Here is a 26,541-nt window from a genome sequence, read left to right as displayed (position 1 = left end):
TCGGTCCGTCCGGCGCAGGGCTTACTTGGTGTTGAATTTCAGTTGCCGCGCGTCGGCATCCATCTCGAGGCAGGTCAGAAGCTCGACATAGCTTGGCGAAGCCATGCCCGCGGTCCGCGCGCAATTGGCGCGGTCGCCGGCCGGATATTTCGACCAGTTGGCCTCCAGCTTGGAGCGGGCTGCATTCTCCTCGGAGATGCACTGACTGTAGCGCTCGTTCAGGCCGGGGCTGCCGAGACCGCCCTTGCAGGTCGGTTCGATGTTGAAGCGCGGCACCGCATCGCTCGCGGCGATGGCCAGCGGCAGGAGCAGCACGAGCGGCGTGGGGAAGGCCATGGATCTTTGTCTCCGGAAGGCGTCGCCGAATGATAATGCATCGCCGGGCGGAGGGGAATTGCATCCGCCGCGTTTCGGCCGCCCTTTGGAGAAAGACGAAGCAGTGTTAATCTGACGTTTCGATTTCGGCCCGCGGGCCCATCGCACAGGAGGACGTCATGGCAAAAGGCCAGATGCGCACCAACAAGGAAAAGAAAAAGCAAAAGGCCGATACCGGCAAGACCAAGCCGGTTTCGGCCTACAAGGCATCGCTGTCACAAAGCGGAAAGAAATGAGCGGCCGTCCTGCGCGGGTTTACCACCCGCGCAGGATTTCGCGCGGCTCAGGCCGCGCTTTTCTTCTTCTGCGTCCGCTTCAGCGGAAAAGCCGGGCTGTCATAAAGCGCGCGCATCTCGGCTTCGGTATAGCGCGACTCGTTGACCTCGAGCGTGGCGCCAAGCAGCGCCGCGCCCGGCATCTCTTCAACCGCGAAACGCACGGCTTCGGCGGCGGTGTTGAAGCGCTTGTAGCTGAACGGCCCGCGCACCCGGCGGCTGCGGCTCGGATACAGCTCGGCCGGCGCCTTAAAATCGAACCCGGAAAGGTCACGGACCTGCGCCTGCCACCGGGCACGATTGATGGACTGGGGCTCGTTCGCCATTGGCTTTACTCCTGTCGCTTTAAAAGAATCGCAGCGACGGATGCGGCGCTGGCGAGACATCATCGAAATAGGGCACACTCTTGGAGCGCGCCGGGAGCACGAGGGCTCGGACAGACGTTCCATAGATAGGGGTTTGGGCGTCGAATTGCCAGCCAATATGCCCCCGGACCTCCCATGTCTGCAGGTCAGACCTGCTCCAAACGACTGATAAAGCAACATTTTCCGACAAATATTGCGGCGCAGCAAAAATTGTTGACTTGAGAAGGAAATTGCTTTAGGTTTCAAATAATTTCAGGCGCCGCAGCACGCTCGAAATGTCGAGCCGAAATGGCATTTCGAGCCAGAAGGGCAAAGCCGGCGCCATTTTCAGCCCCGGAGCCAGTTAACCTCATGTCCGACCATCCGATGCGCGGTTTCGCCCGCGCATTTTGCGATGCGCTTGCCGCGCACGAGCCTGCTCGCATCGCCCCGCTGATCCATGACGACATCGACTGGACCATATTCGGCCCGGTGGATCTCCTGCCATTCTTCGGCCACCGCAAGGGCAAGGCGGCCGTCCTGTCGATGTTCGGCCGGATTGCCGAAAACCTGCAATTGCGCGGCTGCGACATGGAACGCGCCCTCACCGACGGCGATCATGCCGCGAGCATGATGCGGGTCACCGTCCGCGATCTGCGCTCGGGCCGCACGCTCAGCCTGCGGCTGGCGTTGTTCGCGCAGTTTTCCGGTGACAAGCTGATGGCGCTGCGCGCGGTATTCGATACCTTCGATGCGGCCGAACAGGCGCTCGGCCGGCATATCGATCTGTCGGCGGCCGCCTGAGCTCGCGGCCGCCCCGCGCTGCCCGAGGCGCCATTGCGGCGCCTTCGCAAGTTTCGCATAATTCCCCGCGTTGCCGCGCGAATGCGGAACGGTGATCGCGCACCACTACGCGGCGATGGGAAGCGGAACCATGAGGCTCATGACGGCGGCGGCCGCATTTGTTGCATTCCTTGCTCTCGTCTCGAACGCTGCGCAGCTCCGCGCTCAAACAACAGAGTCAAAGCCCGCGGACAAGCCTGCCGAGATCGAGACGCTCGCCGACAAGGACGTGCCGGCCACGGTGGTATCGCGAATGAAGTGCAAGACGCCGTCCGGCCCGACGACGCGACTGCCCTTTTCCGGCGGCTTCGTCTTCACCCAGTCCTGTACCGACGGCGCCGAGCCGCTCGTCCGCGTCGTGTTCGCCACCAGTCGTGACGGCGCGAATGCACGCATCCTGCAATTTCACCGGCCTGAGGGGCGGCGCATGTCCGCGCTGGCCACCGTCTCGTTCCTGCCTGCGGACAACGAGATTGCCGGCACCACCGGGCGCTTGACGCGCTTGATCTGCCGCTCCGAAGGGCGCTGGCGCATGGAAGGCAAGCAGCCGGCGCCGGGTCTGGTCTACTGGCGGCAGACCCGCGATTGCGAGGGCAAGACCGGCTGGCGGACGGTCACCGGCCGCGCGCGGTAACCCGCGGAGACCGCGCGGTATTCGTTGCCAAATTTGCCGCATTGGGACCGCGGGTCCGCCATCGTGAGGTGCGGCTCGTGCCTCCTTGCCGTGCGGCTATCTCTACTCCCTGGGGACTGCACGGCGGGGGTCCGCGTGCAACTTGGAACGGAGTATCAAGATGACGGCCATCAAGCGTCTCGGTGATGTCGATCGCCAGGCCTCCAACGAATTCGAAGGTGAAATTCGCGAATTCATCCGCCGCGATGTCTCAAGCCGCCGCCCCGGCAGCGCAGAGCCGTCTGCGACCGCGCAGGCGGAATCCGACAATCTCAATTCCCTGATCGAGCGGGTCTCCGGCGCCACCGTCGGCGAGATCGACCGTCTGATTGCCGAGTTGCAGACCATCCGCTCGCTGCTGCAAAGCGAGGGCGACCGGGTCCGCCGCGAGATCACCGGTTATGCCGGCCTCAGCCAGTCGGCGGTCGCGACCATGAAGGTGATCAACGACACCCTCTCGCAGCTGCGGCCCGGCGCGCTGGCCGGCACTGCCCGCAAGGACTGAACGTCCGCGTCAGAACCCGATACCGATTCCGAATCCACCGCGGCCGCCGATCCCGATCGAGACCGGCGGACCTGCGGGGACGCCACCGCCTCCGAAAATCTCCCGGTCGGTCGGCGGCCGGATACGCTCGGGACGCACCGCCTCGCGCTGCGGAGGGGGCCGCCGAACCGGCGGCTCGGCCTGGCGCTGACGCTCCGGCGGACGCTTGGCCTGCTGCTTTGCCGGCTGCTTGGGGGCCGCCGGAATCGCGATGCATCGATCGCCGGAAACCTGCTGCCCGCTGCCGCAGGTGAGCGGGCAGATCCGGCCGCGCTGCACCCTCACCGCTTCCAATGCGCTGACGGTGGCGCCATTCGTGTCCAGATCCATGCCGGCTTGTCGATTGAACTGATCCATTGCGGCACGCGATTTCGCCGACCAGTTGCCGTCGGTGGTACCCGGATCGCAGCCCACGCGTTTCAGCTGCACCTGAAGGTCGCGCGCGATTGCTCGCATGTCGACCCGCGGCTCCTCCACCTTCGCTTCGGGCGCAGACAGAGCAGCGACTTGCGATGGAGTCTGCGTGACCGGCCGCTGTGCGACCGACGCCGGCGGCCCGGCCGGAGGCAGAAGCTTGTCGCGCTGCTGGCGCGCCAGCGACGCGTAGAAGCCGGACGGATGGACGGCGAGAAAAGACTCCCACGCATCAATCGTGCCGACGCGCTCGGCCAGTTCATAATCGCGTTGCGGATCGGCGGCGGGCTCGGCAACCTGAGGGTTGGGCAGGACGGAGATCTGACGCGTCGGCTCCGGCGGCTTGCCCGGGCCTGACACCAGCGCGAGTTGGGCTCCGCCGAGAGAACCGGCCACGAATGGTTCCTGCCGGCTCCCGGTCGCCCGCATCACGTCGTCGCGCACATGGCCGAGCGCAATCCGGATATCCCGGCCGGGCACGGCAAGGTTTTTCACGAGCGCGGCCGCGAACGGGCTGTTGTCGCCCTGCCCGTCCTCCGCCGTCGACCCCGGTTTCGTCGCGAATGCGACCAGCGTATCGGTGGTGACCGGTTCGACCTTGGCGAGCCCGCCGCTCACATTGCGAGTCGCGACGCTCCGCTGCATCGTGCGGACGAACGGGTTGTCGCGGCAGGCGTCGAGGATGACAAGGCGCAGCCGCCGCGCCGGCTCGATGGCCCGCATCATGCGGTCGAGCGAGAGCGCTTCGTCCTCGACATCGAAATCGCTGGCCAGCTTCGCATCGACCGGCACAAGATAATTCGTGCCGTTCACCTCGATCCCGTGGCCGGCGAAATAGATCACGGCAATGTCGGAGTCGCGCGCGATCGCGGTGAAGTCGCGCGCGGCGCGCTTGAATTCGAGATTGCCAAGATCGAGCTTGCTCTCGACCACATCGAACCCGGCATTGCGGAAGAGCCCGGCGACCGCGTTCGCATCGCGTGCCGGATTGGCGAGCTGACTGGCGTTCTGATAGGCGCTGTTGCCGATCACCAGCGCCACCCGCTTCTCGGCGCGGGCATCCGGAATGTCAAACGACAGGGCAACCCAAAGGCTGCAAACAACCATTGCCAATCGCATCATCGCGCACCCTTGGACCGCAACCCCTGGACCCGCAAACGCCGGCTCGTGGCCGAAAATTGCGGAACAATCCTACCAGTGCGGGGGCAGACGTCCAAGCTATGTCGCGGCAGAAGCCAGCGCCGTTCACGCGGGTTTGTAGGTCCGCGCACGGCATGAGCGAATGCGGCGCAAGCAAAATTTAGAGGGCGCCGTCGCTCTTGCTGACGATATCAACGATCTGGCGCTTGGCCGGATCGACAATCACGATCGTTTCATCCGGCAGCTTTGCAAACTTGAAATCGCGCAGGACGCCGATCTTGTCTTTCACCGACACCGGCATTTCGTTGAGCATAACCGAATCCGGTATCTGGGCCCCGATCGAGACCGCGCTACCCTCGGGTATCGGCCGGGCCGGCTCCTGCCCGACCTCGCTATAGATCGTGCGCTTGTGATCGGCGGTCAGCCCAATCCCGGGGGCCGGCGTCGCGGCTCCATTAGTTTGGGCCAGCGATGGCGTCGCGATCGGGGCCAGCGCAAGCGTTGCCGCGACCGCGATCGAGCGTAGCTTTTCATACGACATGATATCCGCCCCCTGGCGGTCAGTTTTTCCGATCTGCCTTGCTCGGCGCCGGCTGCGTCACGCTGACCGGATCGGATCCGGCCATGCTTTCTTCCAGGCCCTGCTCGAGCTTTTTTTCAGCCTCGCTTTGATCGCGTGCGGCGGGATGCTTATTCACGTCGGGATTGCCGCCGCGCTTCTCAGTCGAGGGGTGTGTCATTCGCAGGCTCCGTGGGGTGTCCGCGATACAACGCGGCTGAGGCGGAGCTGGTTCCCGCGGTTTGAATTCGGGTTATTGGCACAAGTGGAGCAACTGGCGGCCCAACTCTGGCCCCCGTCCGATCGTGCCTATCGGTTCGGCACGACTTAGCGTGACGACAGAATCACCGGATCAGGACTTGCTTCGACGGCGGTGTTGATATGACCCGTGACCACGACCAGTGCGATCATCGCGATGATGGCGACGGCGCAGCCATACGCCAGTCCGACCAGTCTGAGGCCCTTCTTGTCCGGCATTCTCGACGTCCTGTCTGAACTCAAGGCGCACAAGGCACTTCGCAGCGACGGCCGGAAGAAGCCGCGAGCCATGAAATAGGGCGCAGTGATTGATTATTCGATAACGCTGCCTACGCGATGCGGCGTGCCCGACGCAAGTCACTCGATGATCGAGACGACGTAACGCCCGAGCGGATTGACCAACGCAATCCGGTCTCCGAGCTTCGCGTAATAGTACGGTTTCACCCACGGCATCTGCTCACCGATGCTGTCGGGAACCGGCTTCAGCGAAATAGACGGCGGAACCACCTGCGTCTCTTCAAGCGTGGCGGTTCCGTCGCCTTTCTCCTGGGCGAGCGCACTGACAATGGCTTGCTTCTGTTCGTCGGTGAAATTGAAGGTGTGCGTCAGGGTCGGCTGCAGGTCGTGCTCGAAAATCGAGACGTTATGCGCTGCAGTTTCCTGCGACGACGGTACGATCTGGCCGGCCACCCGGGGCTTTGCGTTGTTGACCGGCTGATCGGTCGGCGCGAGGCCGACAGTTGATTCGGGATTGTGAACAGGCTCCGGGGCCTGCAGGGCCGGTTGGGTCGAACCCTCCGGTTGCGCCATCGACGGATCGTCGCCGGCTTGGGCCGGCGCCGGCGCTCCCGTTGATTGCGCCAAAGCCATGCCTGCACCGGCGGCGGAAAACAGCAGAGCTGCGCAGAATGTGGGAAGCGTGTGTTTCATGACAGGTACCGTGCTAAGGAGCGGCCTGCTCTACCGCCGCGGATAATCTCCGCCTTTCAATGCATCGACCCGACCGGCAGTTCCGGACGCGGCGCTAAACCATCGTATATGCGCCCGACATCATCGCTACCGGCTGCCGACCGGATGCGCCAAAAATCGACACCCGGCCGAAGCTCGTGGTGGTGCCAGCGCGCAGGATACGGGCATCGGCAAGCAGATCGAATTGCGCTGGCCCCAGAAAATGCGCGGTCTGATCGATCGCGGTCATCGGGCGATAGCCATTCCAGGCCGCGGCGCAGGCAAAGATCATCGCCGCATCGGCGAATGCCATCACCGCCTGCGTTGAGATGGTCTTGCCGTCGGCGCAGGCCTTGCGCGTGAACGGCAGCCGAAGGACCGCGCCGGGATTCCAGTCGGGCGCGGCACCGGCCGGGCGCCAGGCCTCCACCGCTTCGATCAGCAGGCCGAGTTCCTGCGTCCAGGGCGGTATTACCTCCAGCATCAGCCGGCTCGCGGCGCGCAAGCCGAACATGCTTGGCGTCGGTGCCGGGGCGTCTGCTGACATTCGCTTCCCCCGCTTCCCCGCGGATCGCCGGGCGTCGGCCCCGCAGGATGAGAGCCGCGCCTGAGCCCGCCAGGCTGTCGCAAATCAGGCCCTGACAGTATTGTCCGGAAAACGCCACGCGGTAAGGGAGTATGAGTCTCCGCAGCCGAAATCTGTGTACAAGCGCGGGCCAAACCCACCGGCAGGCGGGGCCACACTCCGCCAAAAAATGCACATCGGAGGCCACCGGACCGAGCAATCTCTTGACCACGCCCGTGCGCAGCGGCACCGTCTGCACGCTCGGTTGGGGGGTTCTATGTCTAGGCGCTTTTTTCTGGTGCTCGCCGCAATGGTCGTTGGGTTGGCCCTGATTCCTCAGGCCATCCCTCGGGCTGTGGCCGCCAACTGGCTGGAAAAGAATTTCTGGATGAGCGGGCCGCGCTATAGCGGCGACATGCCGGCCTGCGACAGCGGCTGGGCGCTCGGCGCGATCCAGAGCCGCTTCAACAACAAGGAATTCGCGTTCTGGAATTCCCGTCTGGGCATCGTGAAGTTCGACGAGATCCACGAGACCGCCAACCGCCCCTGGTCGTCCGACACCATCCCGCGGCGCTTCTGCACGGCGCGCGCGCTGATCTCGGACGGGGTCTGGCGGCCGGTGCATTATCTCATCGGCGAGGATCTCGGCATGATCGGCGCTACGTGGGGCGTCGAGTGGTGCGTGGTCGGCCTCGACCGCAACTGGGCCAGTAATCCGGCCTGCCGGATGATGCGACCATAATTCCAGCGGCTCTTTTTCATTTGTTCTTGTAATGTTCTTTTTGCCGGGATAGCCTGCCTGTGGTGTAGGTCATCCGTCGGGGGCGTAACATGCTGACGATTGCCGACCGTTTCGCGGTCATCCTTGCCTTCTCTCTGATCATGGTGGTCTCGGCATTCGCGCAGGACGTGCGACCGGATACCGGCGACCGCTTCGCGCAACAGCGAGCGCAAGAGCGCTTCCAGTCCGGAGAGCGCTTCGAGTCCGGCGGCCGCAACGATGCGCGCAACCAGCCGGGCCGCTTCGATTTCTATGTGCTCGCCTTGTCGTGGTCGCCGTCATTCTGCGAATCGTCGCGCGAGCGCAATGGCGGCCGGTCCAACCTGCAGCAATGCGCCGGCGAGCGTCCCTATTCCTTCGTCGTGCACGGGCTCTGGCCGCAATATGAGCGCGGCTTCCCGCGTGACTGTCAGGTCCCGGCGCCGCGGCTCTCGCGCAACATCGTCAACACCATGCTCGACATCATGCCGGCGCCGCGCCTTGTGTTTAACCAGTGGGACCGGCACGGCACCTGCACTGGCATGAACGGGCAGCAATATTTCGATACCGTGCGCAAGGCGCGCGAGACCGTGCAGATTCCGGCGCAGTTCAAGGACGTCGAAAAGTATCTGGCGGTCACGCCGGGTGAAGTGGAAAAGGCCTTCATCGAAGCCAATCCCGGCCTGTCGGCGGACGGCATCGCCGTGACCTGCGATAGCCGGCGGCTGAGCGAGGTGCGGATCTGCATGTCGAAGGATCTGCAATTCCGTAGCTGCTCGGAAGTCGACCGCCGTTCCTGTCGCGGCGAGAAAGTGATGATGCCGCCTGTCCGCGGCGGCTGAGCCGGCCGATATCGGGCTCGGCGCACTATGTCGGCGCGCATTGAAGACCGCGGCTCTTGACGAACACGTTCGCGCAGTCACCCTGCCGCGCCGATGAATTACCGACACGCCTTCCATGCCGGCAATTTTGCCGATGTCGTCAAGCACGCGCTGCTCGCGCGCGTGGTGACGCATCTGCGCAAGAAGGAAACCGCATTCCGCGTCATCGACACTCATGCCGGCACCGGTCTCACCGATCTGCGGAGTGACGAGGCGCGGCGCGGCGGCGAATGGCAGGGTGGCATCGGACGGGTGTGGCAACACGCATTCGACGCCGGTGTCGCGGCGTTGCTGGAGCCCTATCTGTCCGCGATCGCGGCGTACAATCCGGGCAGCAAGCCCGGTGTCGCGCCAGATCGCGAACGTCTGCCCTCACCGGACGACACGTCTGTCGCCGCACCCGCTTTTTATCCCGGCTCGCCGCTTCTGATCAGGCAATGGCTGCGGCCCCAGGACCGGCTGATCGCCTGCGAACTCGAAGCCAATGCGGCACGCATGCTGTCGCGCAATCTGCACGGCGACGCGCGCATCAAGGCGATAGCGATCGACGGCTGGACCGCGCTGAATGCATATATTCCGCCGAAGGAAAAGCGCGGCCTTGTGCTGATCGATCCGCCTTACGAACAGGACGACGAGTTGCAGCGCGCCGCGCAAGCCGTCGCTGCGGCGCATCGCAAATGGCCGGTCGGCACGATCCTGCTCTGGTACCCAATCAAGGATCGGCGCGAGATCGTCCGCTTCGGCAAGTCGCTCGCCGCGTTCGGACTTGCAAAGTTGTTGCAGATCGAACTGTCCCGCGCTGCGGTAGCCGGCAAAGGATTGCGCGGCACGGGGTTGCTGGTCGTCAACGCACCCTGGACTCTCCGGAGCGAAGCGCAAATTTTGCTGCCAGCGCTGGCGCAAGCGTTCTGGCCCGGAGAAAACAGCGAAATCAGCGTGCGGACCGTCGCAGCGGGCTGAAATCCACACCAATTCTCTTTCCACACGTAAAACATTGGTCTTTACTGACGATGTTGGCTTTGACGTTCCGCCCTCTTAGGGGGGCCGGCGGAGTGACCGAGGCCCCGTAAAAAAGGCTGACGCTTTCCCCGATCGTGAATGTCCGGCCGAGCCGCCGCGCCGTGGGGGACGGCGGCTTAGAAATTGCGGGAAAGGAGTTCCCCGATGGCTCAAACGGGGATTGTCAAATTCTTCAACGGTGAGCGTGGCTACGGCTTCATCAAGCCGGACGATGGTGGACGAGACGTGTTCGTCCACATCACGGCGGTAGAGCAGGCCGGCATGAAGTCCTTGGCGGAAGGGCAGCGGATCAGCTTCGACGTTGAGCCCGACAAAAAGGGCAAGGGGCCGAAAGCCGTAAACCTCGTGGTCACCGGATAGCCCGCAACTCAAAAACCTGCCGTCTTGCATGCCCGCGCGCGGCGCGATAGCGACCGCCGTTGTCAGCATCTTTTTTCATCGACGTCCCGCAATCGGAAATCTCCATGATCCTTCGTTCCGCGCCACCGTCCCCTTTCGGGCGCAAGGTTACGATCGCCACAGCCGTGCTCGGTCTTTCAAGCCGCATCGACATTCAACCGGCCGATACCAACAACGAAGCCGATCCCTTGCGTGCGCAGAACCCGCTCGGAAAAATTCCGGCGCTTGTTCTCGATGACGGACTGACGCTGTTCGATTCCCGCGTGATCCTTGATTATCTCGACCATCTCGCCGGCGGGGGCCGCATTGTTCCGCAAGCACCCGATGCCCGCTTCGCGGCTTTGCGGATGCAGGCGCTGTGCGACGGCATCCTCGATGCGTCGATCCTGCAGGTCTATGAGGCGCGCTACCGGCCGGAAGCGATCCGTCACCAGCCATGGCTCGAGTATCAGGCCGGGAAAGTCACTCGCGCGCTTGCCGCGCTCGAGAGCGAACCTCAGGCCCTCGATCCCGTCCCGCATGTCGGACAGATCACGCTGGCCTGCGCACTCGGGTATCAGGATCTGCGTTTCGGCGGCACCTGGCGCGCCAGTCATCCGAAACTGGTGGCCTGGCTCGATCGGTTCGCCGCACAGGTGCCCGCCTTCGAGGAAACCCGGGTCAAGCCCTAATCAAGCGACCTTCGGATTCACGACACGCGCACGCTGCGAGAGGCTTGCCTTCACCCGCGGGCGTGACCCGCGGGTCCTTCGCAATGCCGGTAACGCCAGGCTCCGATCAGAACCGGTAATTGACGCCGAAGCGGAGCAGATTGTTGTTGAGGCCGTTGTCGGTGCCGGTCACACTAAAGGAGCGCTCGGCGAAGCTGAGATACAGATACTCGGCCTTGACCGACCAGTTCTGATTGAGCGCGACTTCGGCGCCCGCGCCGACCGTCCAGCCGAGACTGTTGCGGGTCTCGGACAGGCCACCCCACGTTTCGGCCTCGAGGCTTCCGAAGGCAAGACCGCCGGTGCCATAGAACAGAACGCCGCTCCACGCCGCGATGCCGAGGCGACCGCGCAACGTGCCGAACCAGGGGTTGGAGAATTTCCATGGCGCGAAGGTGTCGTCGGCATTGGTGATGTTGAGGTCGCCCTCGACGCCGAAAACGAAATTGCCGTTCTGCCAGTTGTAGCCGGCCTGCAGACCGCCTGCCGCGCCGGAGGGCTTTGCCGGATTGTTGTCGACGGATCCCCACTGATAGCCGACATTGGCGCCGATATACGGCCCCATCCAGCGGAACGCGACGGGCGGCGGGGGCGGCGCATATTGCGGTTGCCCATAGCCGATATCGGCAGCCTGCGCGTGACCCGAAATCACCATCGTCGCCAGCGCAGCCCCGAACAGCGATTTTTTCATCTGACTCACTCCTGCACAGGTTCCGCAGTCATTGCGGTCGCGCGGGACATGCCCGCGCCAACGGCCGATCGATGGCCTTTTCTGCTAAGAGTTATCGGGTTGTTTAAGTTAAGCACTCGTGAATCGGACCGATGAGCTAAACGCATCGCTAACGGACCGTTAAAATCACGGAAACCTCTGTTAACGATCCATTGACCACGCGCCGCACGCGGGGCTACGCGAAGCCGGCCTTGCGCAAAAGCCCTGCCGGGAACATCTGAACCGTCTCTCATGAATGGCCGAAAGACCGATATCGAACCTGAACTCGACCTCAGCGACGAGGATGAGGATCAGAGCCTGCCGCTGGCGGAGCCTGACGCAGCGCCGGACGAGCCGGCTCTGTCGCTGCCGGCCGGCGGACGCGCCACGATCGCCGAATATCTGAAGCACGCGCCCGCAACTCCGGGCGTCTATCGTATGCTCGATGCGGCCGGCGATGTGCTCTATGTCGGCAAGGCCAAGAGCATCAAAAAGCGCCTCGCCTCCTATGCGCGGCCGACCGGACACGACACCCGGATCGCGCGCATGATCGCGGCAACCGCCTCGATCGAATTCGTCACCACGCGCACCGAGACCGAGGCGCTTCTTCTCGAAGCCAATCTGATCAAGCGATTGCGGCCGCGCTTCAACGTGTTGATGCGCGACGACAAGTCGTTTCCCTATATCGTCATCAGCGGCGATCATCCGGCGCCGCAAATTCTCAAGCACCGCGGCGCCCGCACCCGGCCGGGCGATTATTTCGGTCCGTTCGCCTCGGTCTGGGCGGTGAACCGGACCATCACCGCGCTGCAACGCGCCTTCCTGATCCGCTCCTGCTCGGACGCGGTGTATGAGAGCCGCACCCGCCCTTGCCTGCTGCATCAGATCAAGCGCTGCTCGGCGCCCTGCACCGGAGAAATCGCACCCGACGCCTATGCCGAGCTGGTGCGCGAGGCACGTGAATTCCTGTCCGGCAAGAGCCATGCCGTGAAGCAATTGCTGGCGCAGGAGATGGAAAAGGCATCGCAGGCGCTGGATTTCGAACGCGCAGCAATCTACCGCGACCGTCTGGCGGCGCTGTCTGCGATCCAGTCGCAGCAGGGAGTTAATCTGCGCGGTGTCGACGATGCCGACGTGTTCGCGATCCACCAGGCTGGCGGCTACAATTGCGTGCAGGTCTTCTTCTTCCGGACCGGACAGAACTGGGGCAACCGCGCCTATTTCCCCAAGGCCGATCGCGGGCTGCCGGCAGAAGACGTCCTCAACGCCTTCATTGCGCAATTCTACGACGACAAGCCGTGCCCGCGGACGATCCTGGTGTCGGAAGAACTGCCCGAGCGCGCGCTCCTCGCCGCGGCGCTGTCGACCAAGAGCGGACATTCGGTCGAAGTCAGCCGGCCGAAGCGCGGCGAGAAGCGCGACGTGGTCGACCATGCGCTCGCCAATGCGCGCGAGGCGCTCGGGCGCAAGCTCGCGGAAACATCATCGCAACAGGCCTTGCTGAAATCCTTCGCCGAGCTGTTCGGACTGCCCGCACTGCCGCGCCGGATCGAGGTCTACGACAACAGCCACATTCAGGGATCGAACGCGGTCGGCGCGATGGTGGTCGCGGGGCCGGAGGGCTTCGTCAAGAACCAGTATCGGAAGTTCAACATCCGCTCCGGCGACCTGACGCCGGGCGACGATTTTGGCATGATGCGCGAGGTGCTGGAGCGGCGATTCAAGCGGCTGATCAGCGAGCATCCGCGTGCGTCATCCTCACCCGCCCCTTCGCCTCTTCCTCAAACGGAAGATGAGCAGCCCGCGGAAATCGAAGAGCAAACGAACGACGTCGCGGGCGTGGAGACGCCCTGGCCCGATCTTGTCCTGATCGACGGCGGACAGGGCCAGCTTACGTCCGCCCGCGAAACGCTGAAAGCGCTCGGCGTCACCGATGTGCCGCTGGTTGCGATCGCCAAGGGCAAGGACCGCGATGCCGGACGCGAAACCTTCTTCATGGACGGCCGCGAACCGTTCCGGCTGCCGCCGCGCGACCCGCTGCTGTATTTCATCGAACGGCTGCGCGACGAGGCGCACCGGTTCGCCATCGGCTCGCACCGAACCCGCAGGAAGCGCGATATTCGGGAGGGCGGCCTGCAGGAAATCCCCGGGATCGGACCCACGCGAAAACGGGCGCTGCTGAACCATTTCGGCACGCTGAAAGCAATCGAGCGGGCCTCGCTCGGCGATCTGGCGAAAGTTCCGGGCATCAACGCCGATACCGCACGGCGAATCCACGACTTTTTCCACGAACGGCCGGCCCGATAATGCCGCGTTTTCAGGCCGCCGGTGAGGAGCGGGACAAGTTGCGCCATTCGCCACTGGGCGGGTTGACGCGGGCGTACCGGGTGTGTTCGCTGAGGAGATGAATTCCGTGTCGTCGCAACGCGTTGAGGGGGGCGCATTCTCGCTGCCCAATGTGCTGACCTATTGCCGGATCGCGGCGGTTCCGATGCTCGTCGCTTGCATGTACTGGCAGGCGATCCTGCAGGGCGGCCTCTGGCTCCGGCTGGTTGCGCTTGGAATCTTTATCGCGGCTGCCATCACCGATTTCTTCGACGGCTATTTCGCCCGCTCCTGGGGCCAGCAATCGCGGCTCGGCCGCATGCTGGACCCGATCGCCGACAAACTCCTGGTCGCGTCCTGCCTGCTGATGCTGGCCGCCGACGAGACCATCAAGGGCTGGTCGCTATTCGCCGCCATCATCATCCTGTGCCGCGAAATCCTGGTGTCGGGCCTGCGGGAATTTCTCGCGGAATTGCGGGTCAGCGTTCCGGTGACGCAACTGGCCAAGTGGAAGACGACACTGCAGCTGATCGCGATCGGATTCCTGCTTGGCGGCGAGGCGGTGGATTACTATTTGCCGACCAGCTTCATGGAATGGCGCTGGAAATACGCCGACGAGATGCTGCCGCTGACCACGACCATCGGTCTGGTGCTGCTGTGGGTTTCCGCCATCCTGACGCTCTATACCGGGTGGGACTATTTCCGCGCCGGGTTGCGGCATATTATCGACGATTGAGGCGCGCAGCCTGCCGGTGCGACGCCTCCTTGACGACGTGAGGCGTGAGGACATCGTGAAGCTTCTGTATTTCGCCTGGGTACGTGAGCGCATCGGCAAGACCGAGGAACAGGTCGCGCCGCCCGCGGACGTCTCGACTGTGGCCGAATTGATGACCTGGCTCGCCGAGCGTGGCGAGGAATATGCCTATGCCTTCGAGAATCCGAAGGTGATCCGCGCCGCCATCGATCGCAAACACGTCCAGCCCACGACGAAAATCGCCGACGCGCACGAGATCGCATTCTTTCCGCCGATGACGGGGGGATGATGGCCGCCACCATCCGCCTGCAAAGCGAGGATTTCGACGCCGGCGCGGAAGCCGCAAAACTGACGCATGGGCGGACCGATATCGGCGCGGTCGTCACCTTCAGCGGCATCTGCCGCGATCACGAAGGCGGACGCGGCGTCAGCGCCATGACGCTCGAGCATTATCCCGGCATGGCCGAAGAAGAGATTGCGCGGCATGTGGCGGAAGCGGAGCGACGCTGGCCGCTGCGGGGCGTGACCGTGATCCACCGCTTCGGCCGCATGATGCCCGGCGACAATATCGTGCTTGTTGTCACCGCCTCGGCGCATCGCCAGGCCGCGTTCGAGGCCGCGTCCTTCCTGATGGATTATCTCAAGACGCAGGCGCCGTTCTGGAAACTGGAAGAACGCCCGGACGGACAGGACTGGGTCGCTGCAAAGGACGCCGACGACGAGGCGGCAGCGCGGTGGGCGAAGGGATAAGGCCGCAGTGTGATTTCGCGTCACGGTGCATCCCTGATCCGTCACCCTGAGGTGCGAGCGAAGCGAGCCTCGAAGGGCGACGGCCCGGCCGAGCATCCTTCGAGGCCCGCGCTACGCGCGGGCGCCTCAGGATGACGGATCATACAGCTACGCCGCGCGCGACTTCGGCTGCACTTCCGCCGTGTAGTCGTCCATCAATTGCTTGGTGATGGCGCCCGGCGTGAAATTCCACTTGTCGATCTGCGCCACCGCGGTGACTTCCGCCGCAGTGCCAGTGATGAAGCACTCGGAGAAGCCCGACAATTCCTCGGGCATGATGCGCCGCTCGATCACCTCGATGCCGCGCCGCTTGGCGAGATCGATCGCGGTGCGCCGGGTGATGCCGTCGAGGAAACAATCGGCGGTCGGCGTGTGGATCTTGCCGTCCTTGATGAAGAAGATGTTGGCGCCGGTGCATTCCGCGACCCGGCCCTCCCAGTCGAGCATCATCGCATCGGCAAAACCGCGCCGCTCGGCGCGATGCTTCGAGATGGTGCAGATCATGTAGAGGCCGGCCGCCTTGGCCAGACACGGTGACGTCCGCGGATCCGGCCTCCGGTATTCGGCGAGATCGAGCTTGATCCCCTTCAGCCGCTGCTCGGGGTCGAAATAGCTCGGCCATTGCCACGCCGCGATGGCGAGATGGATCGCATTGTTCTGCGCCGACACGCCGAGTTGTTCGGACCCGCGCCAGGCGATCGGGCGAACGTAGGAATCCGGCATGCCGTTCTTGTCGATCACCAGCTGCTTGGCCGCGTCGATTTCGGCGACCGAATACGGGATTTCGAAATCGAGGATATTCGCCGACTTCTTCAGCCGCTCGGAATGCTCGGTGCTCTTGAAGATTTCGCCGCCATAGGCGCGCTCGCCTTCAAACACCGCGCTGGCGTAATGCAGGCCGTGGGTCAGCAGGTGAATCTTCGCCTCGGGACCGGGGACGAGCTTGCCGTCGAACCAGATCAGACCTGGCAATTGATCGAAGGGCACGGACATCGGCTTCCTCCTTGGCGAAGCTCTGGGCAGAGTGGTCGTACTTCTTGCATCGGGCATTTTTGCCTGACGCGTCCATTCCCATTATTGTCCGACCCTAGCCGGCACGCACAGCGCGCCGGAACCAGCCGGACCGAAAGAACAGGATATTTCGTTACAGTGCCACTTTCGGTAACAATCTTCCGTAATTATGTCAATAGTGCTGACCTAAATAACAGCCGGTCCTTAGCATGTCCGTGACGCCTCTTCGCGACCGCCCCAGCACCAACGACGCCGGCCCGGCCCGGCCCGCCGGCGAGCCGGTCTGGGACCTGATCGAGCTTTTGTTCTTCGCCTATCGCGATTTCGTCGGCGATGCCGATGAGGCGCTGGCGAAATTCGGCTTCGGCCGCGCGCACCACCGCGTCGTGCATTTCGTGACCCGTCACCCCGGCATCAAGGTCGCGGACCTGCTCGACATCCTCAACATCACCAAACAGTCGCTCGGACGGGTGCTGAAGCAGCTGGTGGATCAGGGTTATGTGCTGCAGAAAGAGGGCGAAAGCGACCGCCGCCAGCGCCTTCTTTATGCCACGCCCAAGGGCGAAGCGCTGGCCATGAAACTCGCCGGCCTCCAGACCGAACGGATCGCGCGCGCCCTGGCCGAGATCGGCCCCGGCGGACACGAAGATGCACGCGCCTTCCTGATCGCGATGATCGACAATCGCGAACGCGATCACGTGCTGCAGCTGATCACGCGCGCGGACCGGCTGCGACCCGGCAAGCCCTGAGGCGACCCTGATGGACATCACCCGCGCCGCTCCCGCAAGTCCGGCCGATGACGCGCCCCACCTCCTGGTCGTCGACGACGACCGGCGTATCCGCGACCTGTTGTCACGGTTCCTCGCCGCCGAGGGCTATCGCGTGACCACTGCCGACAATGCGGCCGAGGCGCGCGCCAAGCTCAACGGCCTGCATTTCGATCTTTTGATCCTCGACGTGATGATGCCCGGCGAGAGTGGCTTCGATCTCGCCAAATCGCTGCGCTCGTCGTCGAGCGTGCCGATCCTGATGCTGACCGCGCGCGATGAAACCGCGATGCGGATCGAGGGCTTGCAGATCGGTGCCGACGATTACGTTGCGAAGCCGTTCGAGCCGCGGGAGCTCTCGCTGCGCATCAACAATATCCTGAAGCGGGCGCAGCCTGCTGCGCCCGCGCCAGTCGAATCGGTGCGGTTCGGCGATTTCATGTTCCATATCGGTCGCGGCGAACTGAAACGTGGCGAAGACAGCGTTCGCCTCACCGACCGCGAACGCGACATGCTGCGGGTGTTGGCTGGGTCCCCGGGCGAGACGGTGCCGAGGCTTTCGCTCGCCGGCAACGACCCGGCGGCCAACGAACGCGCGGTCGACGTGCAGGTGAACCGGCTGCGCCGCAAGATCGAGCGCGATCCCGCCAATCCGCTTTTCGTGCAGACGGTGCGCGGCATCGGCTATCGACTCGTTGTGTCGCCTTGAGGCGTCGGCATCTTATGACGAAGCGAAGCGCTTCTTCACCTTTACCTCTCCCCGTTTACGGGGAGAGGTCGGCTTGCGAGCGGAAGCGAGCAAGTCGGGTGAGGGGGAGCTTCGACAAAGCAAGGTGCTGCCAGCCCCCCTCACCCGCCTCACGCCTGCTGCGCTCGGCACCCTCTCCCCAAACGCAACTCGGGTTTACCCGAGTTGTGTCACTATTCGGTGGCCGAAGTCGGAAACATCCGACTTCGGCGCGGGCAGAGGGACAAGAGAGACTGCCATGACCAGTCTCGATGTCGGCCTCCAGACCATCCGCTCCGTTGTCTATCGGGTGAACCTGGCCTGGGACCGGCTCGGCAAGACGGTCAAGCGCTTCATGCCGACAGGGCTTTATGCACGAGCCCTGCTGATCATCATCGCGCCGATGGTCGTCCTGCAATCGGTGGTCGCCTTCGTGTTCATGGAGCGGCACTGGAATTCGGTCACGCAGAAGCTGTCGTCGGCAGTGGTCTCCGATATCGCGGCGCTGATCGACGTCTATCGCGGCTATCCGCAGGACGCACAGAACACGCAGATCCGGCGGATCGCACAGGAACGGCTGGGACTCGTGGTCGATTTCCTGCCCGCGACCGAAATGCCGCCGCCGGGACCGAAGCCGTTTTTCTCGCTGCTCGATCAGGCGCTGTCGGTGGAGCTGCGCAAGATCAAGCGCCCGTTCTGGATCGACACCGTCGGCAAATCGGCGCTGGTTGAGATCCGCATCCAGCTCGACAATGCGGTGATGCGCGTGCTGGCGCCGCGAAGCGCGGCCTATGCATCCAATTCGGAGATCTTCCTGTTCTGGATGGTCGGCACTTCGCTGGTGCTGCTGACCGTCGCCATCATTTTCCTACGCAACCAGATCCGGCCGATCCTGCGCCTCGCCGACGCTGCCGAGGCCTTTGGCAAGGGCCGTGACATGCCGAATTTCCGGCCGCGCGGCGCGCGCGAGGTCCGTCGCGCGGCGGTCGCCTTCATCGAAATGAAGCTGCGTGTCGAGCGCGCGATCGAACAACGCACCACCATGCTCGCCGGCGTGTCGCACGACCTGCGCACCATCCTGACACGCTTCAAGCTCGAACTCGCGATGCTCGGCAACGCGCCTGAAATCGATGCCCTGAAGAAAGATGTCGACGAGATGCAGCGGATGCTGGAGGCCTATCTCGCCTTCGCCCGCGGCGACATGGGCGAGCAGGCCTTGCCGACCGACATGGCCGCCTTCCTCGAAGAGCTGAAGGACGACGCCGAACGCACTGGACACAAGGCGAGCGTGGAATTCTCGGGTCAGCCGGTGGTGACGGTGAAGACGGCGGCGTTCAAGCGCTGCCTCGCCAATCTCGTCACCAATGCGGCGCGCTATGCCCATTCGATCGCGATCACCGGACACCGCGACCATCGCTGGCTCACCATCACCATCGACGACGACGGACCCGGCATTCCGCCGGCGCAGCGCGAGGAAGTGTTCAAGCCGTTCCTGCGTCTCGACAATGCGCGCAATCAGGACAAGGGCGGCACCGGCTTGGGCCTCGCGATCGCGCGCGACATCGCCCGCTCGCATGGCGGCGACATCATGCTGGGCGATTCCCCGCTGGGCGGCCTGCGCGCCACGGTGCGCGTGCCGGTATAGAAAAAAGATGAGCTATGCGGCGACGATATCGTCGTCGGGATTGGGGTCGCGACGCCGTCGCGCGCGCCAGCGCCCCGCCTGCAGCCGCTCCGGAATGGCCAGCAGGGTATCCAGCATGCCCGACCAGCGCTCGGCGCGTGCAAGCTCGCGGTCCAGTGCGGCCATGGTACGGGCGAGACCGGGATCTTCGTCATTGGCCCAGACCGAGAGCACCCGCACATACATCAGCGCCAGCGCCTGCGCCCGCAGCGCACCTTTCGGTCCCGCAGCGGAGATGCCGGCGGCGGTCATCATCCAGCTCATCGAACGCGCGGCGAGGCCGTTCATGACCAGAGCGAGCGGCGGATTGCACAGGGTCGAGCGCATCAGCGACCGGATCGCGGCCTTGTGGCCGGCATGCGCGTCCAGACGCCGCATGAGCACATCGAACAGGCGCTCGCGTGCGGGCTCCTCGTCCATGTCCGAGGCATCGGCTGCGAGCACCTTGCGGTCGACATCCTTCATATGCGCGGACAGGATCGCGACAATGGACGGAAACTCGCCACGCAGGTCGGCCAGCGATACCCCCGCGGCTTTTGCGACGTCGTCCAGGCCGATGCGGTCGAGCGGTTCACTCGCCAGCAGGGTCAGCAGGGCATCGATGATGGTCTGGCGTTTCATGCCGTCGGTCATGGGGAACTCCGGTTCGACTGCCGCGACTTCCATGTAGGTGCGCGAACGCGGTACTTCCATGGCCGATTTTATCGGCCCATGTCCGGGGCTCCTGGCGTCGAGCCGGCCGGGCCGTCAGCCGGCCAGCTCCTTCGAGCGCCGGGTCGCTGCCGCCACCGCCTGCCGCATCAGCGGATCGAGGCCATCTGACGCCATCAGCACATCGAGCGCCGCCGCCGTGGTCCCGGCCGGCGAGGTCACATTGGTGCGCAACGTCGCCGGATCGAGCGGCGAGCGATGCAGCAATTCGCCCGAGCCCGCGACGGTCTCCCGCGCAAGCTTCGCCGCCAGGTCCTCCGGCAGGCCGGCCGCAACGCCGGCACGCGCCAACGTCTCGGCCAGCAGGAACACATAGGCCGGCCCCGAGCCGGACACGGCCGTAACCGCATCCATCAGCCGCTCGTCGTCGATCCATTCGACGGCGCCGGACGCCGCGAGCAAGGCATGCGCGCGTTGCTTCTGCTCCGCAGTCACCGCCTCGCTCGGCACGGCGACCGTAATCCCCCTGCCGATCGCCGCCGGCGTATTCGGCATCGCGCGCACGATCGCCGCTTTCGGCAGGGATGCCTGCAGGAATGCCAGCGTCTTGCCGGCCATGATCGAGAGCACCAGCGTATCCGCCTGCGTCAGCGCCGCGACCTGCGGCAGCACGTCGGCGGCGACCTGCGGCTTCACCGCCAGCACGATCGTCGCGATGTTGGATACCGCGCCGGCCGGCGGGTTGAGGACGATGCCCTTCATCGACAGCGCCACCAACTCCTCCGATGGCTGCGGCTCGATCACCACCACATTTTGCGGATCGAGGCCGAGCGCGAGCCAGCCCTCCAGCATCGCGGCGCCCATCTTGCCCGCGCCGACAAGCGCGAGCAGGCCAATGTCATCGAGACGGTGTTGGTCGGATTGTATCATCGCGCATCACTCTTGCTTCACCTCCCCCTGAAAGGGGGAGGTCGATTTGCGAGCCAACGGGTTCGCGCGAAGCGCGGCCCGATCGCAAGACTAAGCGAAGCAAATCGGGTGGGGGTCAAGCAACACAGAAAAGCCCCCCTCCCAAACCCTTCCCTTTCAGGCTGAGGGAGTCCGCGAAACGCTTGACGTGGAAAGAAAGATCAAGCCTCGCCCGAGGTCTCGAACATCGCCGCGTCCATCGCCTCGCGGGCGGACTTGCCGGCCCAGAGCACGAACTGGAAGGCCGGGAAATAGCGCTCGCAGGTGTCGATCGCGGTTCCCAGCACGGCCTTGCATTGATCGTCGGTCGCTTCGACACCGCCGGTCAGCACCAGTGCGTGGCGGAACATCACCAGCCCGTCCGCGGTCCACAGGTCGAAATGGCCGATCCACATCTGCTCGTTCATATGCGCGATCAACTGCTGCACCTCGGCGCGGCGTCGCTCGGCGACCTTGATGTCGAAGGCACAGGCGAGGTGCAGCGCTTCGAGCTCTTCCATCCAGGTGAACGACACCTGATAGTCGACCCAGCGGCCCTTGATCAGAATGTTGATCTCGTCGTCGCCCGATCGCTCGAACGACCAGTCATTGACCGATGCGATGCGTTCGACGACATCGAGCGGATTGCTCTGCGCCGTCTCGTTAATCTGGGTCAATGCCATCTTCATCTGCCGCCTGCGAGGCTCTGCGCTGCACCAACGCACGCGTACCGATCATGTCGCCGAGACGGGACATTCCGCCGCAACGCAATCCGGCAACGCCGGATTGACTCGCGATTACCGAATCACTTGGCACTCCGACTATAGCCGCACCGATTCCGCGCAACCAAGCCAAGAATGAATCGCAGTCACGTGGTCGTTGATTTTTTGAATCGGGGCAACGCGCGCAGGATCAATGTCCACAATCCACGCTGCGTCAGTTTGACTCAATGCACAGGTGATCGCGCGAAAGCTGTCATCGGGGAGTCATCTGGCGCGCGAAGCGAGCCGCCGATCAGTCGAACAGGCTCGACACCGATTCTTCGTGCGCGGTGCGGCCGATGGCTTCGCCGATCAGCTGGGCGATCGGCAGCACCCGAATATTCGCCGCGTCCTTGACCGCCTTGGTCGGCTGGATCGAATCCGTGATCACCAGCTCCTTCAGCCGCGACGTCGTCACCCGGGCGACGGCGCCGCCCGACAGCACGCCATGGGTGATATAGGCATAGACCTCGGTCGCGCCCTGCGCGAGCAGCGCGTCGGCGGCATTCACCAGCGTGCCGCCGGAATCGACGATGTCGTCGACCAGGATACAGACATGGCCGGCGACCTCGCCGATCACGTTCATGACCTCGGACTCGCCCGCACGCTCGCGCCGCTTGTCGATGATGGCGAGCGGCGCGTTGATGCGCTTGGCCAGGCCGCGGGCGCGCACCACGCCGCCGACATCCGGCGACACCACCATCAGTTTGGCGAGGTCGAACCGCTCCTTGATGTCGCGGACCATGACCGGAGACGCGAACAGGTTATCGGTCGGAATATCGAAGAAGCCCTGGATCTGGCCGGCATGCAGGTCGAGGGTCATCACCCGGTCGGCGCCGGCATGGGTGATCAGGTTTGCGACCAGCTTGGCGGAGATCGGCGTTCGGGGGCCGGGTTTGCGGTCCTGACGGGCATATCCGAAATAAGGCACCACCGCCGTGATCCGGCGCGCCGACGAGCGGCGCAGCGCGTCGATGATGATCAACAGCTCCATCAGGTGATCGTTGGCCGGGAAAGACGTGCTCTGGACCACGAAGACGTCCGCGCCGCGCACGTTTTCTTGGATTTCCACGAAGATTTCCATATCGGCAAAGCGGCGCACCACCGCCTTGGTGATCGGCAATTTCAGGTAATTGCAGATTTCGGACGCAAGCGCAGGATTGGAATTCCCGGCGACGAGCTTGATCGCTCCGTTTTTCGCCATCCTTCTCCTCGCTGGCTCTCTCTGACGCGTGACCTTTTGGCGCGCCGGACTGATACAGGCGGCGACCCGGTTCCGCAATATGGCGGAATTTGTTCTCCCTAACGGATTTCCGGCCGTCAGCGCGGCGATGCCACCGCGGCGATGCGCCCGGGGGTGACTGGCTGGCGGGACCGTGCCGGCTGATCCGCTGCAGGCGGCGGAGCCGCTTCCAGCGCGGCCGTCGCGACCGCTTGCGCCTGGGTGTCGGGACCGCGGAAATAGACCGCGAGCTGCTCCATGCCGCTGCGCGCGGCGCGGGCCAGGACCTCGTCGTTCACCGCCTGCCAGGCATCCCGGCCGGCGCTCCCGGCTTTTTCGTCGCCGGCGATGCGAATGACGCGTTCCCCGTTGGAGTCGAAAACCTCCCAGACCCACGACATCGTGGCCTGCCGGCCCTTCGTCCAGACCGAGGCGTATCCCTTGATCCGATACGGCGCGAAGCCCTCGCGGGTCACGACCGGGACCTTCTTGGCCTCCGCCTCCTCGTTGAGCTTGCGCACATAGCGGTCGAACACCGCCGGGGGCAGCCCATCGACGCGATCGAACGCAATTGTGGAATGCTGGCCGGCCGGCAGCCCGCCCGTGGTGTTGCAGGCAGCAGCCGACAGGGCAAGCGCAAGGACGCCGACAATGCGCGCCGACCGCAAGAACATGACACCCCCGTTGGCCGATGGGACTCTGGCGGTCCGTCTCGGCCGGTCGAGGAATCCGTACCGGGAATCAGCCCGGCGGTCCAGCGCAGCAACTGGCCCCTAATCGGCCAGTACGATCGCGTTGACGTGCCGCCCGTAATCCGGCTCGGCGCGATGCACCGAACGCCGGTAGCTGTAGAAACGCTCGGGATCCGCATAGGTGCAGATGCCGACATCCTCGAACGATCCGACCCCGCTTCGTTCGAGACGCGAGGCAATGAAGCCCGGCAGATCGAACATCGCATGCCCGTCGCGCGCGGCCGGAGCGAAAAACCGCGCATGCGTCTCGTCTGCGCGCAGAAATTCATCGACGAAGCTTTGACTGACCTCGTAATTGTCCTGCCGGATCAGCGGACCGAGTGCGACGCTGATCCTGCTGCGTTCCGCACCGAGATTTTCCATCGCGGCAATCGTCCCCTCGATGACGCCGGAAAAGGCGCCACGCCAGCCGGCATGCGCAGCGCCGATGACCCGCGCCTGCGGGTCGGCGAACAGCAGCGGACCGCAATCCGCGGTGCTGACGCCGATCGCCAGTCCCGGTGTCCGGGTCACGATCGCGTCCGCCTTCGGCCGCGTCTCGACGCTCCAGGGCTCATCGGCGACCGCCACATGGGGCGAATGAATCTGGAAGGCGGTGATCAGGCGCTCGGCCTCGACGCCGAGGGCGCGCGCCATGCGGGCGCGATTCTCGGTTACATGATCCGGGTCGTCGTTTGAGCCGACCCCGCTATTGAGGCTCGCATAAATGCCGCCCGACACGCCGCCTTCGCGGGTGAAGAATGCGTGGCGAATGCCGTCCAGCGCGGACAGGGACGCGGCGTGCTGCTTCATGCCGCTGCAAATCCCGGCAGCGGATCGAATTTCGGATCGCGCAGCGCCATGACCTTGAACAATTCACCCATGCCGGTGCGTCCTCCTTCGGTCAGCCGGGTCACTGCTGCGGTGATACTGGCAGCCTGTTCGGTGCTTGCGCCTCGGCGCAGCGCGTCGGCCCGCGCGTCAATCCCGAGCTCGCGCAGGAACTGAGCCTGCGTGACCGGACCTTGCACCGCGGTGCCCATGCTTTCGGCCGCCTGGCCGAAGATGAAAAAGTCGACATGCGCGGTGATGTCTGCATTGCCCGGTGCCGATAACGGATCTGCAAATGCATGTTCGTTGACCGACTGCAGGGTTTCGCCGACATCGCTTTCGGCATGTCCGTAATCGATGAACAGCGCCGCGCCGTTGTCACGCACGCGGCGCGCAATGTCGAAAGCGTGGATGTCGTTGCGCCATTCGAAGATCGCACCGACCGGCGCCTCCTTGATCTTCTTCGGCATGAAACGGTCGAATTGCGGCAGCGGATCGGGCGCCAGCCCGAGCGCGAAATTGCCAATGGCGTTCAGTCCGATCACCCGCTCGTGCCAGCCGTCGCTCTGCTTCACCACCTGATGGACCGGAAGCGCGTCGAGATATTCGTTGGCCAGAATGATCGACGGACCCTCCGGCACATCGAGCAGGTTGCGATGCCAGAACATGGGGAGATCGCTGTCGCTCAGACTGCTGCGCTGCAATTGCTCGAGCGTCGGGCTGATCTCGACCAGATGCACGGACAAGGCCTGGCGGAATTTCGGCAGCACCTTGGCCGCGCGCAGGGCGTCGCGCATCATGGTTCCGCGTCCCGGACCAAGCTCGACCAGATTGACGCTGGCCGGTTCGCCCATCATCCGCCAGACCGAGAGCGCCCACAGGCCGAGCAGTTCGCCGAAGATCTGGCTGACTTCCGGCGCGGTGGTGAAATCGCCGCCGGCACCGAACGGATCGCGAGTGACATAGTAGCCGTATTGCGGATGCGCGAGGCACAGCGACATGTAGCGCGCCACCGGCATCGGCCCGCTGACCGCGATCAGCCGGCGGATTTCCTTTTCCAGTGGCGAGGGCTCGCTCATGCGGCCTGACTCCCGAGCGCGGGACGCCGCATTGCGTACCGGACGAAAGCAAGTCCGGCCAGGAAGAGCGGGATCGATAACAGCATGCCCATGGTCAGGCCGCCCCAGAGGAAGCCCAGTTGCGGGTCGGGCTCCCGGAAGAATTCACAGAAAGAGCGGCCGAGCGCGTAGACAATCGCGAACAGGCCGATGGTCAGTCCGGGCCGTTTGAGCGAGCCCATGCGCACCGCGACGGCGAGCACGACAAACAGCACGAGCCCCTCGAGCGCCGCCTCATAAAGCTGACTTGGGTGACGCGGCAGCGGCCCGGCGCCGGGAAACACGAACGCCCAGGGGACATCGGTGGTCCGGCCCCACAATTCGCCATTGATGAAATTCGCGATGCGGCCAAGGAACAGGCCGATCGGCGCGACGGCGCAGGTGAGGTCGCCGAGCGACAGGACCGGAACCTTGGCGCTGCGTGCGAACAGCAGAACGGCAATCACGCAACCGGCAAAGCCGCCATGGAATGACATGCCGCCGCCCCAGACCTGAACGATCTCCAGCGGGTTCGCGGCGAAATATGCGGGATTGTAGAACAACACATAGCCGAGCCGGCCACCGAGGATAATGCCCAGCGTGATCCAGACGATGAAGTCGTCGAAATTGCCAACCGTCAGCGGCGCCCGGCCGCCCCACAGGGCCTCATTGCGGATGAGAATGCGGGCGTAGAGCCAGCCGAGCAGGATGCCGACAATATAAGCCAGCGCATACCAGCGGATCGCGAGCGGACCGATGCTGATCAGCACCGGGTCGAAATTCGGAAAAGGCAGGGCCGAAACCGGCATGCGATGGTCCAGAGTAA

General features: G+C 64.3%; 33 protein-coding genes. 15 read left to right on the top strand and 18 right to left on the bottom strand.

Annotated features, from left to right (window positions below; translation table 11 throughout):
* Positions 1-21: 21 nt before the first annotated feature.
* Positions 22-336, bottom strand: a complete 315-nt coding sequence (locus AC5I5I_RS22325) for a hypothetical protein (protein WP_495976737.1) — start codon at positions 334-336, stop codon at positions 22-24.
* A 322-nt stretch (positions 337-658) separates the two neighbouring features.
* Positions 659-976, bottom strand: coding sequence for a hypothetical protein (locus tag AC5I5I_RS22320; RefSeq protein ID WP_495976735.1), 318 nt, complete (start codon positions 974-976; stop codon positions 659-661).
* A 390-nt stretch (positions 977-1,366) separates the two neighbouring features.
* Between AC5I5I_RS22320 and AC5I5I_RS22315 the strand changes: the two genes are divergently transcribed.
* The 3 genes from AC5I5I_RS22315 to AC5I5I_RS22305 all read left to right on the top strand — a co-directional run bounded on the left by AC5I5I_RS22315 (position 1,367) and on the right by AC5I5I_RS22305 (position 3,015).
* Positions 1,367-1,798 (top strand): nuclear transport factor 2 family protein, encoded by a 432-nt coding sequence (locus AC5I5I_RS22315; RefSeq protein ID WP_495976733.1) that lies wholly within the window; start codon positions 1,367-1,369, stop codon positions 1,796-1,798.
* A 130-nt stretch (positions 1,799-1,928) separates the two neighbouring features.
* Positions 1,929-2,471, top strand: coding sequence for a hypothetical protein (locus tag AC5I5I_RS22310; RefSeq protein WP_495976731.1), 543 nt, complete (start codon positions 1,929-1,931; stop codon positions 2,469-2,471).
* Between the two features lie 160 nt (positions 2,472-2,631).
* Positions 2,632-3,015: a hypothetical protein gene (locus AC5I5I_RS22305; RefSeq protein ID WP_495976729.1), complete on the top strand. Its 384-nt coding sequence runs from the start codon at positions 2,632-2,634 to the stop codon at positions 3,013-3,015.
* A 9-nt stretch (positions 3,016-3,024) separates the two neighbouring features.
* Here AC5I5I_RS22305 and AC5I5I_RS22300 read toward each other — a convergent pair whose 3' ends face one another.
* The 6 genes from AC5I5I_RS22300 to AC5I5I_RS22275 form a co-directional block, all read right to left on the bottom strand.
* The gene (locus tag AC5I5I_RS22300; protein ID WP_495976727.1) at positions 3,025-4,587 is read right to left on the bottom strand and encodes a caspase family protein; all 1,563 of its coding nucleotides are present in this window, start codon (positions 4,585-4,587) and stop codon (positions 3,025-3,027) included.
* 181 nt (positions 4,588-4,768) lie between these two features.
* Positions 4,769-5,149, bottom strand: coding sequence for a DUF1236 domain-containing protein (locus AC5I5I_RS22295; RefSeq protein WP_495976725.1), 381 nt, complete (start codon positions 5,147-5,149; stop codon positions 4,769-4,771).
* A 19-nt stretch (positions 5,150-5,168) separates the two neighbouring features.
* Positions 5,169-5,348 carry a hypothetical protein gene (locus tag AC5I5I_RS22290; RefSeq protein ID WP_495976723.1) on the bottom strand — a complete coding sequence of 60 codons (180 nt, stop codon included), beginning with the start codon at positions 5,346-5,348 and terminating at the stop codon, positions 5,169-5,171.
* 146 nt (positions 5,349-5,494) lie between these two features.
* Positions 5,495-5,644, bottom strand: a complete 150-nt coding sequence (locus tag AC5I5I_RS22285) for a hypothetical protein (protein ID WP_495976721.1) — start codon at positions 5,642-5,644, stop codon at positions 5,495-5,497.
* A gap of 138 nt (positions 5,645-5,782) precedes the next feature.
* On the bottom strand, positions 5,783-6,355 hold the full coding sequence (locus tag AC5I5I_RS22280) for a hypothetical protein (protein WP_495976720.1): 573 nt from the start codon (positions 6,353-6,355) through the stop codon (positions 5,783-5,785).
* A 94-nt stretch (positions 6,356-6,449) separates the two neighbouring features.
* Positions 6,450-6,920, bottom strand: a complete 471-nt coding sequence (locus AC5I5I_RS22275) for a PaaI family thioesterase (RefSeq protein WP_495976718.1) — start codon at positions 6,918-6,920, stop codon at positions 6,450-6,452.
* 295 nt (positions 6,921-7,215) lie between these two features.
* Between AC5I5I_RS22275 and AC5I5I_RS22270 the strand changes: the two genes are divergently transcribed.
* The 5 genes from AC5I5I_RS22270 (at position 7,216) to AC5I5I_RS22250 (ending at position 10,669) form a co-directional block, all read left to right on the top strand.
* Positions 7,216-7,680, top strand: a complete 465-nt coding sequence (locus tag AC5I5I_RS22270; protein WP_495976716.1) for a hypothetical protein — start codon at positions 7,216-7,218, stop codon at positions 7,678-7,680.
* An 89-nt stretch (positions 7,681-7,769) separates the two neighbouring features.
* A complete protein-coding gene (locus tag AC5I5I_RS22265) occupies positions 7,770-8,540 on the top strand; it encodes a ribonuclease T2 family protein (RefSeq protein ID WP_495976714.1) in 771 nt (256 codons plus the stop codon).
* Between the two features lie 93 nt (positions 8,541-8,633).
* Positions 8,634-9,539, top strand: coding sequence for a 23S rRNA (adenine(2030)-N(6))-methyltransferase RlmJ (locus tag AC5I5I_RS22260; protein ID WP_495976712.1), 906 nt, complete (start codon positions 8,634-8,636; stop codon positions 9,537-9,539).
* A 204-nt stretch (positions 9,540-9,743) separates the two neighbouring features.
* The gene (locus AC5I5I_RS22255) at positions 9,744-9,959 is read left to right on the top strand and encodes a cold-shock protein (RefSeq protein ID WP_495976710.1); all 216 of its coding nucleotides are present in this window, start codon (positions 9,744-9,746) and stop codon (positions 9,957-9,959) included.
* A 104-nt stretch (positions 9,960-10,063) separates the two neighbouring features.
* A complete protein-coding gene (locus AC5I5I_RS22250; protein WP_495976708.1) occupies positions 10,064-10,669 on the top strand; it encodes a glutathione S-transferase family protein in 606 nt (201 codons plus the stop codon).
* Positions 10,670-10,775: 106 nt separating this feature from the next.
* On the opposite strand, the gene AC5I5I_RS22245 is transcribed toward AC5I5I_RS22250, so the two are convergent.
* Positions 10,776-11,399 (bottom strand): outer membrane protein, encoded by a 624-nt coding sequence (locus AC5I5I_RS22245; protein ID WP_495976706.1) that lies wholly within the window; start codon positions 11,397-11,399, stop codon positions 10,776-10,778.
* A 270-nt stretch (positions 11,400-11,669) separates the two neighbouring features.
* Here AC5I5I_RS22245 and uvrC point away from each other — a divergent pair, with 270 nt between their 5' ends.
* From uvrC to moaE, 4 genes are all read left to right on the top strand, one after another.
* A complete protein-coding gene (uvrC, locus tag AC5I5I_RS22240; protein WP_495976704.1) occupies positions 11,670-13,724 on the top strand; it encodes an excinuclease ABC subunit UvrC in 2,055 nt (684 codons plus the stop codon).
* Positions 13,725-13,821: 97 nt separating this feature from the next.
* Entirely contained in the window at positions 13,822-14,478 is a 657-nt protein-coding gene (pgsA, locus tag AC5I5I_RS22235) for a CDP-diacylglycerol--glycerol-3-phosphate 3-phosphatidyltransferase (protein ID WP_495976702.1), read from the top strand.
* Positions 14,479-14,533: 55 nt separating this feature from the next.
* Positions 14,534-14,785, top strand: a complete 252-nt coding sequence (gene moaD / locus AC5I5I_RS22230; RefSeq protein WP_495976909.1) for a molybdopterin converting factor subunit 1 — start codon at positions 14,534-14,536, stop codon at positions 14,783-14,785.
* Positions 14,785-15,246: a molybdopterin synthase catalytic subunit MoaE gene (gene moaE, locus AC5I5I_RS22225; protein WP_495976700.1), complete on the top strand. Its 462-nt coding sequence runs from the start codon at positions 14,785-14,787 to the stop codon at positions 15,244-15,246. Before moaD ends, moaE begins: the two co-directional genes overlap by 1 nt.
* Positions 15,247-15,393: 147 nt before the next feature.
* On the opposite strand, the gene AC5I5I_RS22220 is transcribed toward moaE, so the two are convergent.
* Positions 15,394-16,278, bottom strand: a complete 885-nt coding sequence (locus AC5I5I_RS22220; RefSeq protein ID WP_495976698.1) for a branched-chain amino acid aminotransferase — start codon at positions 16,276-16,278, stop codon at positions 15,394-15,396.
* A gap of 227 nt (positions 16,279-16,505) precedes the next feature.
* On the opposite strand from AC5I5I_RS22220, the gene AC5I5I_RS22215 reads away from it, so the two are divergent.
* The 3 genes from AC5I5I_RS22215 to AC5I5I_RS22205 all read left to right on the top strand — a co-directional run bounded on the left by AC5I5I_RS22215 (position 16,506) and on the right by AC5I5I_RS22205 (position 19,435).
* On the top strand, positions 16,506-17,045 hold the full coding sequence (locus tag AC5I5I_RS22215; RefSeq protein WP_495976696.1) for a MarR family winged helix-turn-helix transcriptional regulator: 540 nt from the start codon (positions 16,506-16,508) through the stop codon (positions 17,043-17,045).
* Between the two features lie 10 nt (positions 17,046-17,055).
* On the top strand, positions 17,056-17,772 hold the full coding sequence (locus AC5I5I_RS22210) for a response regulator (RefSeq protein WP_495976694.1): 717 nt from the start codon (positions 17,056-17,058) through the stop codon (positions 17,770-17,772).
* 277 nt (positions 17,773-18,049) lie between these two features.
* Positions 18,050-19,435 carry an ATP-binding protein gene (locus AC5I5I_RS22205; RefSeq protein WP_495976692.1) on the top strand — a complete coding sequence of 462 codons (1,386 nt, stop codon included), beginning with the start codon at positions 18,050-18,052 and terminating at the stop codon, positions 19,433-19,435.
* A 12-nt stretch (positions 19,436-19,447) separates the two neighbouring features.
* Here the strand turns inward: AC5I5I_RS22205 and AC5I5I_RS22200 are convergent, their stop codons facing one another.
* The 8 genes from AC5I5I_RS22200 to lgt all read right to left on the bottom strand — a co-directional run bounded on the left by AC5I5I_RS22200 (position 19,448) and on the right by lgt (position 26,524).
* Positions 19,448-20,107: a TetR/AcrR family transcriptional regulator gene (locus AC5I5I_RS22200; RefSeq protein WP_495976690.1), complete on the bottom strand. Its 660-nt coding sequence runs from the start codon at positions 20,105-20,107 to the stop codon at positions 19,448-19,450.
* Between the two features lie 114 nt (positions 20,108-20,221).
* Entirely contained in the window at positions 20,222-21,055 is an 834-nt protein-coding gene (gene proC / locus AC5I5I_RS22195; protein WP_495976689.1) for a pyrroline-5-carboxylate reductase, read from the bottom strand.
* A gap of 200 nt (positions 21,056-21,255) precedes the next feature.
* Positions 21,256-21,756, bottom strand: a complete 501-nt coding sequence (locus AC5I5I_RS22190) for a type III secretion system chaperone family protein (protein WP_495976907.1) — start codon at positions 21,754-21,756, stop codon at positions 21,256-21,258.
* Between the two features lie 331 nt (positions 21,757-22,087).
* A complete protein-coding gene (locus AC5I5I_RS22185; protein ID WP_495976687.1) occupies positions 22,088-23,038 on the bottom strand; it encodes a ribose-phosphate pyrophosphokinase in 951 nt (316 codons plus the stop codon).
* Positions 23,039-23,154: 116 nt separating this feature from the next.
* A complete protein-coding gene (locus tag AC5I5I_RS22180; RefSeq protein WP_495976686.1) occupies positions 23,155-23,730 on the bottom strand; it encodes a hypothetical protein in 576 nt (191 codons plus the stop codon).
* Positions 23,731-23,829: 99 nt separating this feature from the next.
* On the bottom strand, positions 23,830-24,600 hold the full coding sequence (gene pgeF / locus AC5I5I_RS22175; protein ID WP_495976684.1) for a peptidoglycan editing factor PgeF: 771 nt from the start codon (positions 24,598-24,600) through the stop codon (positions 23,830-23,832).
* Entirely contained in the window at positions 24,597-25,697 is a 1,101-nt protein-coding gene (locus tag AC5I5I_RS22170) for a class I SAM-dependent methyltransferase (RefSeq protein ID WP_495976682.1), read from the bottom strand. Before AC5I5I_RS22170 ends, pgeF begins: the two co-directional genes overlap by 4 nt.
* Positions 25,694-26,524 carry a prolipoprotein diacylglyceryl transferase gene (gene lgt / locus AC5I5I_RS22165; RefSeq protein WP_495976681.1) on the bottom strand — a complete coding sequence of 277 codons (831 nt, stop codon included), beginning with the start codon at positions 26,522-26,524 and terminating at the stop codon, positions 25,694-25,696. Before lgt ends, AC5I5I_RS22170 begins: the two co-directional genes overlap by 4 nt.
* Positions 26,525-26,541: the final 17 nt, after the last annotated feature.

The organism is Pseudorhodoplanes sp., assembly GCF_059499825.1.
Note: the sequence above shows the minus strand (reverse complement) of the source record. Positions and strands in the feature narration are given on the sequence as shown.